Raw genomic sequence first — 14,420 nt, 5'->3', positions numbered from 1 at the left:
ATATGTGTGGAATTGTAGGTTATATTGGTAACAAGGAAGCATTCCCTGTTTTGATAAATGGATTAAAGCGATTGGAATATCGCGGTTACGATTCAGCAGGGGTTGCCATTTTAAACGGAACACTGGATGTTTATAAACAGCAAGGTAAAGTAGGTGAGTTAGAGGAGTTTGTTCTTTCCCAAAAAGTGCAAGGTAATGTTGGCATTGGTCATACCCGCTGGGCCACACATGGCGAACCAAGTGATGTAAATGCTCATCCTCATTTATCAATGAATGGGAAATTTTCTGTGGTTCACAATGGGATAATAGAGAATTATGCCAAACTAAAAGAAGATCTCGTTAAACATGGCTTTACTTTTTCAAGCGAAACTGACACCGAGGTGTTGGCCAACTTATTTGAGTTTTTTTATAATCAGGGTGATGATATCACTGCAGAAACTGCGGTTCGGCTTGCTCTTTCGAAAGTTATTGGCGCTTATGGAGTTGCCGTTTTGTGTAGCGAAGAAAAAGATAAGATTATTGTAGCCCGCAAAGGAAGCCCGCTGGTGGTTGGCCTGGGAAATGGCGAATATTTTGTTGCCAGCGATGCCTCTCCAATTGCCGAATTTACAAACCATGTTGTCTATCTGAACGATGAAGATGTTGCTGTACTTGACAAGAATAATTTTACATTGAAAAATATACAAAACAATCCGGTTTCAATGAAAATTACCAATCTTGACCTTGAAATTGGTGAACTCGATAAAGGTGATTTTGAGCATTTTATGCTGAAAGAAATTTATGAACAACCCAAAACCATTGAAGAAACATTCCGTGGCCGCTTAAAACCTGAATATTCAGAAATCGTTCTTGGCGGTTTGTTAAACGTGTTTCCACGGATTATGGAAGCCGAACGGATTGTTATTGTAGGATGTGGTACTTCGTGGCATGCGGCGTTAATTGGTGAATATATGCTGGAGGAATATGCACGTGTTCCGGTAGAAGTGGAATATGCCTCCGAGTTTAGATACCGCAAACCGGTGCTGGGCAAAAAAGATGCTGTTATTTTTATCAGCCAAAGTGGCGAAACTGCCGATACAATGGCAGCTTTGCATCTGGCAAAGGAAAAAGGTGCGCTGGTGTTGGGAATTTGTAATGTGGTTGGTTCGTCGTTGTCGCGTGAAACCGATGCCGGAGTTTATACACATGCCGGGGTTGAAATTGGTGTTGCCTCAACAAAAGCATTTACTGCTCAGGTAACAGTTTTAACCATGTTTGCCTTGAAGCTCGCTAAAGCAAAAGGCAATATTGGCGAAGAAGAATACCAGGAGCTGGTGAAAGAGTTGTCGGAAATTCCGGAAAAAGGAAAGCAGGTTCTGGAAAATAATGAAGCGATTAAACAGGTGGCCGAAAAATATAAAGACGCTGTAAATGCATTGTATTTGGGACGCGGATATTTGTTTCCGGTGGCTTTGGAAGGTGCTTTGAAACTGAAAGAGATTTCATATATCCATGCTGAAGGTTATGCAGCCGGCGAAATGAAACACGGACCAATTGCTTTGGTAGACGATAATTTGCCGGTGGTTGTGGTTGCTCCACACGATGCATATTATGAAAAAATTGTAAGCAATATTCAGGAGGTAAAAGCACGAAAAGGGAATGTAATTGCCATTGTGACTGAGGGTGACAAAGGATTAAAGGAAATGGCAAACGATGTTATTGAAATTCCGAAATCACATCCTGCAGTAGCACCATTGCTGGCAGTTTTGCCGTTGCAATTGCTTGCTTATCACATCGCCCAGTTACGTGGATGTAATGTTGACCAGCCCCGCAATTTGGCGAAGTCGGTTACAGTGGAATGAAGCATTGTCCTGAAATAAGGTTTTTACTTAAAAGAGGGTAGGAGATTATATTTTAACCTTCGGTTTGATTTGGTAGTCTGTCAGGAAGTGCTTTTCATCGATTATTTTTTTCAATACAAATTGTAAAAATTAGCTTTGGATAAGATTAAAAATAAATCACCTTTGTATTATCCGGTATAGCTAAACTATATGAATTCCAGTACAGGCGAAAAGAAAGTAAAACTTTCAAAGATTATTATTTTTTGTGTTACAATAATTCTAGCTGTTCTTATTGTTTCTTTTACTGTGGGGAAGGAATTTTACGAAGGGAAAAGCGACAGCATGTTTTCTTTTGGAGCAGTTCATTTTGCCGGTTACCTGTTTTTTCTGCTGATGCCCGTTGAAGCGGCTTTTGTATATTATCTTTCATTTTACGAAGAGTCGAAACTTATAGCAATTGCTTTGGGAACTGCTTTTGTCGCGCAACTAATTGACTACCTGATTGGATATTCATTCAGTTTAAAGTTTATACGCAATTTTGTAGGCGAAAAACGCCTCATAAAAGCTGAGAAACACATTCGGAAGTATGGCAATCTAACCATTTTTATTTTTAATTTATTCCCGTTGTCATCGCCTGTTATTGCGTTGGTTGCAGGAATGCTGAAGTACAAATTAAGAGATTTGATTGTTTTCAGTTTGATAGGATTGATTCTGAAATATGTAATTCTGAGTTTGATTTTTTAGCCATTGCTGACTCCGTTTTTCCCGATTAATTTTGAAGGAAAGATTCGTGTGGGAATGTCAAATTTTATCTGGCCAATGAAAAAGCTTTATATTTGCACCGAATTTAAAAAATAGAATTATGAAGGCATTTGTTTTTCCCGGTCAGGGAGCACAGTACCCGGGAATGGGAAAAGATTTGTATGAAAATTCGGCAGAAGCAAAAGCTTTATTTGATAAAGCAAATGAAATTCTGGGTTTTAATATTACCAATATTATGTTTGAAGGCTCGGTTGACGATCTGAAACAAACCAAAGTAACACAACCGGCTATATTTTTGCATTCGGTTTTACTGGCAAAAACATTAAAAGATTTTTCTCCAGATATGGTTGCAGGCCATTCATTGGGTGAATTTTCAGCATTGGTCGCCAATGGTGTATTAAGTTTTGAAGATGGTTTAACACTGGTTTCAAAACGTGCGATGGCGATGCAAAAAGCCTGTGAAATTGAGCCTTCAACAATGGCCGCAATTGTTGGATTGGATGATGAGGTAGTTGAAGAGGTTTGCAGCAGTATTGAAGAGGTTGTAGTTCCGGCCAATTATAATTGTCCGGGGCAGTTGGTAATTTCCGGCTCAATGGCGGGTATTGACAAAGTTTGTGAAATTTTGACAGAAAAAGGTGCGAAAAGAGCATTGAAATTAGTAGTTGGAGGAGCTTTTCATTCTCCACTTATGGAGCCTGCCCGGGAAGAATTGGCGGCGGCAATTGAATCAACTGTTTTCAGTAATCCTGTTTGTCCGGTTTATCAGAATGTAAACGCAAAACCTGTGACAGATCCGGATACCGTTAAAAAGAACCTGATTGCTCAGTTGACTGCGCCGGTTCGCTGGACACAAACAGTTCAGAATATGATTGCAGATGGCGCCACTTCGTTTACTGAAATCGGGCCGGGAAAAGTATTACAAGGTCTGGTTAAAAAAGTTGACCGGGCGATGGAAACATCAGGAGTAAATAGCTTTGAAGGATAAGAAAGAAAAAGAAATAGATAGAAAGCAAAATCCCGGAAATTCTTCCGGGATTTTTTATTTAAGTAACCAGTGTTTTCTTTTGCAACATTCTGTAAATTGTCGATTTTCCAATCCCAAGTTTTGATGCTACCAGTCGTACATTTTGATTGTATTTGTTCAGAAAATGTTTTATAATTTCATTGTTATATTCTTCAAGTGTTTTTTCATTGGCGAGCAAATTCTGAACGCTGTCATCTACATTCATATTTAAGTGACTTGGTTTTATAACATCGCGGTTTGTCATTACACAGGCCAACTCCATAACAGCTTTTAATTCCCTTATATTTCCGGGAAAGTGGTACGTCAGTAGCATTTTTTTAGCTTCATCGGAAATCGATTTGGGCTCCATTTCATTTTCCTTGCAAAATTCATCAACAAAATATTTTGCCAGGAGGATGATATCATTGCCGCGTTCTCTTAATGGGGGAAGTTCAATGGGCAGCCCCAGCAGGCGGTAATACAAATCCTGTCTGAATTGTCCTTCGCCCACCAGGTTAGAAAGGTTTTTATGGGTAGCTGTTATTATTCTAACGTCCAGGGGGATGGTTTCGCTTCCTCCTAAGCGGGTAACTTCGCGTTCCTGGATTACCCGCAATAATTTAGCCTGAATGGCGATGTCCAGGTCGGCAATTTCATCAAGAAACAAAGTTCCTGAATTTGCCTGTTCAAATTTTCCTATTTTTCTAAAATCAGCACCTGTAAATGCGCCTTTTTCGTGTCCAAAAAGTTCACTTTCAACAAGGGTTTCAGGAATAGCCGAAACATTAACCGCTACAAAAGGTTTTGTGCTTCTTTTGGAATTATAATGAATACCTTTTGCCACCAGTTCCTTTCCTGTGCCTGTTTCACCTGAAACCGAAATGGATATTTGAGTTTGAATGGCTTTTTCCATCAGGTCAAAAACATGATCGATCTCGCGGCTGTTTCCTTTAATCAATTTTCTGAAATTGTATTTTTCTTTCACCGCATCTTTTAGAAGAATATTTTCATTCTTCAGTTGGTCGCTTTTGTATATGTTTTTTATGATGTTGCTCAGCTTTTCCCGGGTATCGGGCGCTTTCATAATGTAATCGTAAGCACCGCTCTTCATCAGTTCTATTGCTGTAGTTATATTTTCCTGGGCTGAGATTACAATAACATGTGTGTCAGGTAGTTTTTGTTGTATTTGTTTTAAAACTTCTTGTCCTGTCATATCGGGCAAAGTATAGTCGAGGGTAATGATGTGGGGATTTTCACCTAAATTTGCGATACAATCCTTACCGTTATAAAATACTTTAACCTGAAACTGATCGCTAACCAGTTGTTTTTTTAAAACTTGTGCATACAATTCGTTGTCTTCAACAATAAAAATCTTGTAATTGTGGTTTATTTTATGATTGGGCATGTGGTGAAATTTTGGTGTTTTCTACTATTCCAAATGCAAATTTTGTAAATCTGTCTCAAAATAGGAATTTTTTCTTATTTTTTTCTCTTATTGGAAGAAAATTTTAGTTTTTGGGAATTTTTCAATTAAAATTTGTATGCAGCCTTTTGTAAATCTTCCAATGTTTTAATCGGATTTTCTGGTTTTAGGTATTTGGCAAGATGCTGGTGGATTGTTAACCTTATCTTTTTCGCGATTTTAGTATCCATTCTGTCAAACGAATGTCCTCCCGGCAAATCTTTAAAGATTTTGTATTCAAATGGTTTTCCTTCAGCTTTTAACGATTTGATGAGGTGTTCCACTTCCAGAACGTTTACATCATCATCGTTGGTGTTGGTGTGAATCAATAATGGTGTTCCGTCGAATTTATGAGTGTTCCATACAGGTGATCTTCTTCTGTATTCCTGTACATTGTCATTGGCACTTTTCCCAATGTGGTAATCAGCCTCGTATAAGTCGCGATAACTTTGCTTGTGGTACCCCATCCTTGCGATCAGATCGCTGACAGGGACTCCTGCAAAGGCCACCTGGTAATCATCAGGATGATCAAAGATATTCATCAATGTAATTAAACCACCATGGCTCCATCCAATAATTCCTACCCGGTTTTTATCGATGAAACTGTAATTCTCAATCATATAATTTCGGCTGTAATATACATCTTCGGTTTCGAGCCCACCGTAGTCTATTTTTTCATAATGACCTTTTCCGTAACCCGTACTTCCCCTGTATTCAGGAGCTACAATTACATAGCCCTCGCTAATTAATTCACGTACTATGTGTGCATAATAAGTTGTGAAATCGGAATGAACTCCACCGTGTGGCAAAACAATTAGAGGGTATTTTTTTGATAAATCAATGTTTGACGGGATAAAAACGTAGGTCCAGAATTTTACCGGATTTCCGGCGCCTTTTGCTGTTGGATTTTCTTCTTTCCATTTAGGAGGGCCATAGATATAAAGTTTGTCAACATGTGCAATATCACCAACTTTGTTAGACCAAAGAATGTCATCAATCATTTTTGCCAACTGATCTATCCGGTGATCCATGTTTTCATTTGAGTTCTGCAGTTGCTCAATTTCTTTTTTTAAAGAATCTGTGTTTTGTGCATTCGTAAATAATGCACATAGTGTGAAAAGTGTAACTAGCAGTGTTGATTTTTTCATAATTTTAGATATTACTTCGTGTTTTATCTCCGAAAAATATATATTATCCGACGAATTTCATATTTCAGGAATTAGTTTTATAAATGTAAAAAAATCTCGTTATTTGGATAAGTTTTCGATTTTGTGAATAAACACGCCGACTAAAATGTTTTATTGGTTCGGTTAATGTTCGCTAGGCGAAATACTCAAATTGATTTATTGAATTTTTAAAATAAACCAACAAATAGAATATTATGAAATACAAAGCTTTTCATAGGTTGTCATATGGACTGTATCTAATCGCTACAGAGCTTGAAGGGAAAAAATACGGATATATTGGAAATACTGCTTTTCAGATAACTTCAAGTCCTTCACAAATTGCCATTAGCAGTCATAAAAAAAATAACTCTACTGATAAGATTATTAACAGCAAGAAATTTTCGTTATCGGTTTTAAAAAAAGAAGTAAATACCACGTTGATAGGTGAATTTGGTTTTATGTCGAGTACGGATATCGATAAATTCAGAAACATAGAAACCAAAACTTCAAAAACCGGAGCCCCAATTGTAACAGATTCCTGTATTGCCTGGTTTGATTGCAAGGTCGTTAATACTGTTGATGTCGGTTCTCATATATTAATTATTGGAGAGGTTGTGGATAGTGATGTCCTTTCAGGAGAAGAACCGTTGACCTATGCGTATTATCGCGAGAAGTACAAAATGCTGTCACCCAAAAATTCACCCACTTATGTTGAAAGAGATCGGCTTGACAGAGAAGAAGAACCAAAAGCGGAAATACAGGAAGAACCAGAAAAGCAACCTGAGAGAGAGTCCGGTTCGGACAATATGAGTACTTTCACTTGTACAATTTGCGGGTTTCGCTACGATCCCGAAGAAGGAGATCCAACAATGGGAATTCCTCCCGGCACTCCGTTCGAAGATCTACCCGATGACTACAAGTGTCCGATTTGTAATGCGTCTAAAGATTACTTCAGAGAGGATTAACAGTACTAATTTCTGTTATTTATTACAAAGAATTGTGGGTTCCGTCGCAGTACGGTTTATTTCCTGTTTGTTTACACCTGCAAAGCCAGGCATCTTGTTTTTCTTCAATTTTGAACATCACAGGAGTAAACTCAGTGCCCCTGTGCGAGCCGTCGCAGAAAGGTTGGTTGTTACTTTGTCCGCAGGCACACCAGAAGTGTGTTCCGGGCTCAAGTGATACTTGAATTGGACTTTTTGCTGCAATTTTCGGTTTTGTCATAGTTTAACAAATTTAAAGGTTCTTTTTTTAGTTAATTATTTTATATGCTACCACATGATTGTCATAAAATGTAGGTACCAAAATTAACTCATATTTTAATGCAAAATCAATATCAGCTGTATTAATTTCCCGGGCTGTTGAATCCAGAAGTTTGATTGTTTTTCCATTTTGATTGATAAAGATACGCCCCGGCCAGTTTGAGAATATAAAATCACCATCACTATTTTTTTCCAGTCCGTCAACACCACCGGCATCTTCAACAACGGAATTAATCTTTTGTGTCAGGATGTCAACTTCGTATATGTCTGTGTCGCCAACATATAGTTTTCCTTTTTCAGTAAATAAGCCATTGGGCGATACGAAAGGTTCTCCTACCATCCAAACTTTAAACTCACCGTGGTTTAAAACATAAATTTTTGCTGTTTCAGAGTCCGATACAAAAATCATCCCGTTCATGCATACTGCAACGTCATTTAAGAATTTGGCTCCTGCCGCTTCATATTTTTTTATGATTTTCCCTTTTTTTATATCTATCTCAATGAGTTGATCGATGTCTGATACATATAATTTACCGTCAAAAATGGCCATCCCTTTAGGAGCATTTAATTTTTTTATCCAGTATAAATCTTTTTCGCTTCCATCAGGATTTAAAATACTGATAAAGCCATTTCCATCTTTTTCCAAAGGGTCTCCATCAATATTCGCAACATAAATAACATCGCTTTCAGCATCATACAACACTGATTCGGGAGTTTTTAAGTCCGCTTTTGTTTCCCAAACCTTTTCTAATCTTATTGCTTTGGAAGAAAAAATACCAAGACTAAAAATAAAGATGAAAATGATTAAAATTGCTTTCATGGTTAAATCATTATATATTTAACTCAAAAGTTACTAAGTTTCAAACCATTTCGCAAATGAAAACTTTTTTATTAAAATGTTTTCAGCAAAATAAAATCAAAAATGAAAAACTTACTTCTTTGTTTACTGCTGTTTAGTGTTACTTTAACGGGGTTTGCCCAGAATACGGAAGGTTGGGAAAAGTTATATGTTGGAACTTTTACTTCGGAAGGGGCAGAGGGAATTTATCTTTGTAATTTTAATCCTAAAACAGGAGATATTCAGCTCGAAAGAACGTTTAAGGCAATAGATGATCCCTCCTTTTTGAAGATATCGCCGGATAAAAAATACATCTATGTTGCCGGAAGGGCAAACGAAAAGATTGAAAAAAGCGGGGGATATATTTACGCTTATAAGATTGAGATAAATGGCGATATTTCATTTCTAAATAAACAGATTTCGCATGGAAAAGACCCTTGTCATGTGGATGTTTCGGCGGATGGTAAGTTTGTTGCCGTTGCTAATTACACCAGTGGAACAACAGCGCTGTATCCGGTGGCTCAGGACGGGACCGTAAATCCAGCCTGCTCGGTAAATCAAAATGAAGGTTCAGGTCCTGATAAATCACGACAAGCTTCGCCTCATGCGCATTCCATAAAATTCTCGCCTTTTGACTCAAGTGTTTTTTCTGCCGATTTAGGAACCGATCAGCTTGATATCTTTTTACTAAAAAATGAAAAGTTGACAAAAACAGAACAGAAGTTTGTGAAAATACCTGAGGGATCGGGACCACGTCATTTTGATTTTCATCCGAATGGGGAAATAATCTATGTTATTAATGAATTAAATTCAACGGTTTCTGTTGTGAAAAATCAAAATGGCGAATGGAAGGTTGTTCAGAATATTTCTTCTTTGCCTGGTGATTTTACAGCGGAAAGTTATTGTGCCGATGTGCACATCTCCAATGACGCTCGTTTTTTGTATGGCTCAAACCGGGGACACAATTCTGTAACTATTTTTGCGATTGACAATTTAACGCAGAAGTTGACATACAAAGGAACGGTCGGTGTAGAAGGGAACTGGCCACGCAACTTTACGCTAAGTCCTGACAATAAATTTATGTTGGTAGCTAACCAACGTAGCGGGAATATTACTGTTTTTAAAATAAATGAAGAAACCGGATTTCCGGAATTTACAGGAAAACAAATTCAACTTCCGGCACCTGTTTGTTTGGAGTTTCTTAACTAAGTTTTGTGCTAATCAGTTTAATGAATTCATCGCGGGTTGCCTCTTTTTGAAATGCACCCGTAAAATCAGATGTTGTTGTAATAGAATGCTGTTTTTGAATTCCACGCATTTGCATACAAAGATGTTGTGCCTCAATTACAACAGCTACTCCAAGGGGGTTTAACGTATCCTGAATACAGTCTTTTATCTGCGAGGTCAACCGTTCCTGTACTTGTAAGCGGCGTGAGAAAACGTCGACAACACGCGCAATTTTACTCAGGCCGGTAATCGTTCCGTTGGGAATATATGCAACATGTGCTTTGCCAAAAAAAGGTAAAAGATGGTGCTCACACATAGAATATATTTCAATATCTTTTACAATTACCATTTGTCGGTAGTCTTCTTTGAACATCGCCGATTTTAGGATTTCAACCGGATCGGTTTTGTATCCCTGTAACAAAAACTGCATTGATTTTGCTACTCGCTCCGGAGTTTTATCCAAACCTTCTCTAAAAATATCTTCACCAATTAATGAAAGTATATTCTTGTAGTTTTTTGAAAGCTCTTTGGTGAGGGTTTCATCAAAATTTTCAATTTTTTCGTACCCGTTGGAAGTATCAATTTTAGGCGAACACATAATTTATAAATAAAAATTTAACACAAAGATTAACTTTTTTTCATAAAATCAGTAAGAAAGGTTGTACGCTTTTCGTAAATGGAAAATTTTACCAGTTTTTAATTATGAAGATTTTAATTGTTGCGGCTACCTGGATGGAGGTAAAATTATTAATCGATGAATTCGATTATTTAGCAGAGAAGACTCACTTTTTATATGAATATCAACTGGCAGGAAATAGAATTGATGTATTGATTGCCGGCATTGGAACAACCTTTACTACTTTTCATTTAACAACCACATTGCAGAAAACCAATTATCATTTGGTGTTGAACATTGGTGTTGCAGCAAGTTTTACGAACGATTTAAAAATAGGAGAGGTTGTAAATGTAATTTCGGAAGAGTTTGCCGACCTCGGAGTTGAGGAGAAGAAACAGTTTTTGACTCTTTTTGAATCAGGATTTATGGAAGGCAATGAGTTTCCTTTTGAAAATGGGATTTTAAAAGCAACTCCATCCAACGGGTTGATGAACCTTAATAAAGTACGTGGAATTACTACAAATAAAAGCCACGGAAAAAATTCGAGTATAACAGCTTTAAAAGAAAAATTTTCGGCTCAAATCGAGTCAATGGAAGGAGCTGCGGTTTTGTACGTTTGTATTTGGTACGGAATTCCGTGTTATGAAATAAGAGCTATCTCAAATTATGTTGCACCCCGGGAAGTTGCTCACTGGAATATACCTCTTGCTCTGGAAAATCTGAAAACATCAGTTTTGGAAGTTTTGACGAAAGTCACTATTTCAGTTCATTGATTTTTTTAATTTTGCGGACGTTTTCTTTAGGATATTTTTCTGGTCAGACTTTTTATCGCGGAGAAATACAAAAAAAATTAGAATTTTCTAAACATTTGGGCAATAAACCCAAATAATGTAAGTTTTAATTACAGCCAAATTTCAGAAAACAGAGATAATTGCTGTACCAGACAAACCGCTTAGATAAATGATAGTTATTACAGGAGCAGCCGGATTTATCGGTAGTTATTTAGTTGGGAAGCTCAATCAGGCAGGTTATAACGACCTTATTTTGGTTGATAGAATGGATGACCCTCTAAAAGATTTAAATATTCTTCACAAGAAGTATCGGAAATTTATAGACCGTGATAATTTTTTCAAATGGTTGATAAAACACTCGTCAAAAGTGGATTTTATATTCCATTTGGGAGCCAGAACTGATACAGTGGGGCAGGAGCCTGAGTTATACCAACAGTTGAATGTTATTTATTCGCAGCGGCTTTGGAATATATGTGCAGAGATTCAGGTGCCGCTTTTGTATGCTTCTTCTGCCGCAACTTATGGGAACGGTGAAGATGGTTTTTCTGATTCACACTTAAGGATCCCTAATCTTCGTCCGCTAAATTTATATGGATGGTCGAAGCACGATTTTGACGTTTGGGCGCTAAAACAAACACATACCCCTCCTTTCTGGGCAGGGATGAAATTTTTTAATGTTTATGGGCCCAACGAATATCACAAAAAGCGGATGGCTTCTGTTGTATTGCATGCGTATCAGAAGATTAAAGAAACCGGGAAAATGAAGTTGTTCCGTTCGCATCATAAAGATTACAGAGATGGTGAGCAACTTCGCGATTTTGTATATGTAGATGATATTGCCGATGTAATGATTCATTTTATGGAAACACAGGAAAATCCTGGAATTTATAACGTTGGAACAGGGCATGCACGCACTTTCCTCGATTTAACGCGTTCTGTTTTTAATAGCATGAAATTGAACCCCGAAATTTCATTTATTGACACTCCTGTTGAGTTGCGGGGAAGATATCAGTATTTCACAGAAGCTGATATTCATAAACTCAGGGAAATTGGATATACAAAACCATTTACAGAGTTGGAGGAAGGCGTGGAAAACTATGTAGGGAAGTATTTGCTGGCCGACACATGCTATTAATTTTCAATTTGTTCTCAAACTCCATTATTTTTATTTCAGTCGAATAGTTCTATTTTTATAGAAAATATTAAGAATGAGAAAAGTTCTCCTTCATGTCGTCTTTTTTTTAATTGTCGCCGGAGATCTGGCCGGAGAGTTGTTTCAGCTTGAGAAGTTGGATTATATTTTCAAACCTCTGATTATGGTTTGGATTGCCGGATTTTTTCTTTTTTATAGCCGGAATGTTGACCGAAAAGTGGTGCAATTTGCAGTTTTTGCTTTTTTGTTTTCATGGTTTGGCGATATTTTGCTGATGTTCGGAAACGACAAATTCTTATTTTTTGTTCTCGGTTTGGCGGCTTTTCTGGTAGCTCAAATTATATATATGAATCTGTTTTTGCATACAATCAATCTTTCAGGTAAAAAGCCTTTTTTAAAGAAACGACCATTTTGGCTGATTGCTTATATCGCTTACGGACTTATAATTTATATTCTACTATTTGAACAGTTGGATGCGATTTTGAGAGTGGCTGTCTTTGTTTATATGCTTGCTCTTTTGGGGATGTCGGTGATGGCATTAAACCGTTTTGGGAATGGGCATCCTATCAGTTTTAGTTTGGTTTTTTTCGGTTCGGTTTTATTTGTTTTGTCCGATACCATGATTGCAATAAATAAGTTTCTTGTGACAATTCCTTATGAAGGGATTTTTGTAATGGTGACTTACATCGGGGCACAGTATCTGATAATGACCGGACTTTTGAAACAATACGAATGAAAAATCCCGGCTGGAAACCGGGAATCCCTATTTTATAATGTTCTGATTTTTGAACTTAGAAATCTGTCAATAAATACCAGAAAAGAAGATGCCAGAAGGATGCCGGCAATACTTAGCGGCACAGATCCTATTCTCTGAAAGAAATTTTCATAATCCTGAGTAACCGTATTTGTATTTAGTCCAGGAATATATTTTCCAAGTTCGCCGGTATCACCTCCTGCTGATGAAAATATAAACATTGCAGCAAAGAGAGCAATAAATAAAGCCAGTATTATCCAAAATCCTTTTCCAAGAACCTTTTCCCGTTTTGCCTTTTCAAGAAGAGATTCTTCATGGAAGATTCTGTTCATCACATTCAATGAAAAATCATTCCCGGGCGACTCCAGTTTTACCGATTTTAATACCGATTTCAATTTCTTATCTTCTTCAAAGGTTTTCATAATATCGTATAAATTTCTTCTTTTAACATATCATTCAAAATTGTATAAAGCTTTTTTCTTGCTCTGAACAATTTTACTTTTGCATTACTTTCCGAAAGACGAGTCACTTTGCTGATTTCCTCAATACTATGGTCTTCAAAATAGTAAAGTAAAACAAGTGTATATTCATCTTCGGGAAGTTTTTCCAACGCAGCTTTTATGTATTTTTCCCGGTTTTCTTCGGGAAGTCCGTCAAGGTTAAAATCACTGTCATCGTCTTTAATTTCAATACTTTCAGTGGAAGCAAAATGTATTTTCCTTTTCCTGACCTCCGATATGCAATTATTATAAGTAATTCGGTAGATCCAGGTAGAAAACTTTGCTTTTCCTTTAAAGGTATGCAACGATTTAAAAGCTTTTATAAAACTTTCCTGTGCCATTTCTTCAGCATCTTCACGATTTTTAAGAACTTTTAGTGCAATGGAAAAAACAATATCCTTATATTTTTCAACAATATAAGAGTAATATTGGGTTTGCCCGTTTTTTACTTTTTCAATATAGTAAATATCGTCTTTACTTTCCATCTGTCACTTTGACGAAAAAATAGTTTTCCGGTTACAATAAAATTACAAAAAAAAGAATTTTGTAAAAAAGTGTAACCGCAAAAACAAAGTTGCGTCCAAAAGGCAGAAAACGAAAAAATAAACATTTAAAAACTGAATATCATGGAAGGAATATTTGTACCAATAGGATTTTTTCTGGCACTGTTTGCCATTTTGTATGTGTACTGGACTACAAGAACAAAAGAACGTTTGGCTTTAATTGATAAAGGGGCAGATGCCAGTATTTTTAAGGGCGGGGAATCAAAATATGCATTGTTAAAATGGGGTATATTTTTGATTGCTCTTGCTGTAGGTGTAATTACCGGCTACGCTTTGTCAGGGGTAATTGACGAAGTTGCAGCATTTTTTACAATGATACTGTTTTGCGGAGGTTTGGGGTTAATTGTTGCATACCTTGTAACCAGTGCTTTGTTAAAGAAAGAGTAAGTTGTAAAAACATATAGGAAAAGAGGCTGTCCCAAAAGTCTGATTATGTATTTGAAGAGTTGAGTATTTGAAAAATTTCTCAGATACCTACCCGAATACAAAATCCTTTTGGG

General features: G+C 36.9%; 16 protein-coding genes. 9 read left to right on the top strand and 7 right to left on the bottom strand.

Going from position 1 to position 14,420, the window contains the following annotated elements; translation table 11 throughout:
- The first annotated feature begins 2 nt into the window (after window positions 1–2).
- The 3 genes from glmS (at window position 3) to fabD (ending at window position 3,570) form a co-directional block, all read left to right on the top strand.
- Window positions 3–1,841: a glutamine--fructose-6-phosphate transaminase (isomerizing) gene (glmS, locus tag K5G00_RS00080; RefSeq protein WP_238763125.1), complete on the top strand. Its 1,839-nt coding sequence runs from the start codon at window positions 3–5 to the stop codon at window positions 1,839–1,841.
- 189 nt (window positions 1,842–2,030) lie between these two features.
- On the top strand, window positions 2,031–2,564 hold the full coding sequence (locus K5G00_RS00075; protein ID WP_238763123.1) for a DedA family protein: 534 nt from the start codon (window positions 2,031–2,033) through the stop codon (window positions 2,562–2,564).
- Window positions 2,565–2,682: 118 nt separating this feature from the next.
- A complete protein-coding gene (gene fabD / locus K5G00_RS00070; protein WP_238763121.1) occupies window positions 2,683–3,570 on the top strand; it encodes an ACP S-malonyltransferase in 888 nt (295 codons plus the stop codon).
- Window positions 3,571–3,628: 58 nt separating this feature from the next.
- Here fabD and K5G00_RS00065 read toward each other — a convergent pair whose 3' ends face one another.
- Together K5G00_RS00065 and K5G00_RS00060 are read right to left on the bottom strand one after the other, a co-directional pair.
- Window positions 3,629–4,993 (bottom strand): sigma-54-dependent transcriptional regulator, encoded by a 1,365-nt coding sequence (locus K5G00_RS00065; protein ID WP_238763119.1) that lies wholly within the window; start codon window positions 4,991–4,993, stop codon window positions 3,629–3,631.
- A gap of 125 nt (window positions 4,994–5,118) precedes the next feature.
- Window positions 5,119–6,198 (bottom strand): alpha/beta hydrolase family protein, encoded by a 1,080-nt coding sequence (locus tag K5G00_RS00060; RefSeq protein ID WP_238763117.1) that lies wholly within the window; start codon window positions 6,196–6,198, stop codon window positions 5,119–5,121.
- Window positions 6,199–6,431: 233 nt separating this feature from the next.
- Between K5G00_RS00060 and K5G00_RS29935 the strand changes: the two genes are divergently transcribed.
- On the top strand, window positions 6,432–7,181 hold the full coding sequence (locus tag K5G00_RS29935) for a flavin reductase (protein ID WP_238763115.1): 750 nt from the start codon (window positions 6,432–6,434) through the stop codon (window positions 7,179–7,181).
- 22 nt (window positions 7,182–7,203) lie between these two features.
- On the opposite strand, the gene K5G00_RS00050 is transcribed toward K5G00_RS29935, so the two are convergent.
- Both K5G00_RS00050 and K5G00_RS00045 read right to left on the bottom strand, forming a co-directional pair.
- Window positions 7,204–7,440: a CDGSH iron-sulfur domain-containing protein gene (locus K5G00_RS00050; protein ID WP_238763112.1), complete on the bottom strand. Its 237-nt coding sequence runs from the start codon at window positions 7,438–7,440 to the stop codon at window positions 7,204–7,206.
- 27 nt (window positions 7,441–7,467) lie between these two features.
- Complete coding sequence (locus K5G00_RS00045) at window positions 7,468–8,298, bottom strand: NHL repeat-containing protein (RefSeq protein ID WP_238763110.1); 831 nt, start codon at window positions 8,296–8,298, stop codon at window positions 7,468–7,470.
- A 102-nt stretch (window positions 8,299–8,400) separates the two neighbouring features.
- Here K5G00_RS00045 and K5G00_RS00040 point away from each other — a divergent pair, with 102 nt between their 5' ends.
- Window positions 8,401–9,525: a lactonase family protein gene (locus K5G00_RS00040; RefSeq protein ID WP_238763108.1), complete on the top strand. Its 1,125-nt coding sequence runs from the start codon at window positions 8,401–8,403 to the stop codon at window positions 9,523–9,525.
- Here the strand turns inward: K5G00_RS00040 and folE are convergent.
- Window positions 9,518–10,141, bottom strand: a complete 624-nt coding sequence (gene folE / locus K5G00_RS00035) for a GTP cyclohydrolase I FolE (RefSeq protein WP_238763106.1) — start codon at window positions 10,139–10,141, stop codon at window positions 9,518–9,520. The genes K5G00_RS00040 and folE overlap by 8 nt on opposite strands.
- 104 nt (window positions 10,142–10,245) lie before the next feature.
- On the opposite strand from folE, the gene mqnB reads away from it, so the two are divergent.
- The 3 genes from mqnB to K5G00_RS00020 all read left to right on the top strand — a co-directional run bounded on the left by mqnB (window position 10,246) and on the right by K5G00_RS00020 (window position 12,839).
- On the top strand, window positions 10,246–10,932 hold the full coding sequence (gene mqnB / locus K5G00_RS00030) for a futalosine hydrolase (RefSeq protein WP_238763104.1): 687 nt from the start codon (window positions 10,246–10,248) through the stop codon (window positions 10,930–10,932).
- A gap of 187 nt (window positions 10,933–11,119) precedes the next feature.
- On the top strand, window positions 11,120–12,085 hold the full coding sequence (rfaD, locus tag K5G00_RS00025; protein ID WP_238763101.1) for an ADP-glyceromanno-heptose 6-epimerase: 966 nt from the start codon (window positions 11,120–11,122) through the stop codon (window positions 12,083–12,085).
- A 73-nt stretch (window positions 12,086–12,158) separates the two neighbouring features.
- On the top strand, window positions 12,159–12,839 hold the full coding sequence (locus tag K5G00_RS00020; RefSeq protein ID WP_238763099.1) for a lysoplasmalogenase: 681 nt from the start codon (window positions 12,159–12,161) through the stop codon (window positions 12,837–12,839).
- Window positions 12,840–12,871: 32 nt separating this feature from the next.
- On the opposite strand, the gene K5G00_RS00015 is transcribed toward K5G00_RS00020, so the two are convergent.
- Both K5G00_RS00015 and K5G00_RS00010 read right to left on the bottom strand, forming a co-directional pair.
- Window positions 12,872–13,279 carry a hypothetical protein gene (locus K5G00_RS00015; protein ID WP_238763097.1) on the bottom strand — a complete coding sequence of 136 codons (408 nt, stop codon included), beginning with the start codon at window positions 13,277–13,279 and terminating at the stop codon, window positions 12,872–12,874.
- On the bottom strand, window positions 13,276–13,842 hold the full coding sequence (locus K5G00_RS00010; protein WP_238763095.1) for an RNA polymerase sigma factor: 567 nt from the start codon (window positions 13,840–13,842) through the stop codon (window positions 13,276–13,278). Before K5G00_RS00010 ends, K5G00_RS00015 begins: the two co-directional genes overlap by 4 nt.
- A gap of 141 nt (window positions 13,843–13,983) precedes the next feature.
- On the opposite strand from K5G00_RS00010, the gene K5G00_RS00005 reads away from it, so the two are divergent.
- Window positions 13,984–14,307, top strand: a complete 324-nt coding sequence (locus K5G00_RS00005) for a DUF6249 domain-containing protein (RefSeq protein WP_238763093.1) — start codon at window positions 13,984–13,986, stop codon at window positions 14,305–14,307.
- Window positions 14,308–14,420: the final 113 nt, after the last annotated feature.

The sequence above is a fragment of the Maribellus maritimus genome, assembly GCF_022267315.1.
GTDB lineage: Bacteria > Bacteroidota > Bacteroidia > Bacteroidales > Prolixibacteraceae > Draconibacterium > Draconibacterium maritimum.
The sequence above is the reverse complement of the archived record's forward strand: the minus strand, read 5'-3'. Positions and strand labels throughout refer to the sequence as shown.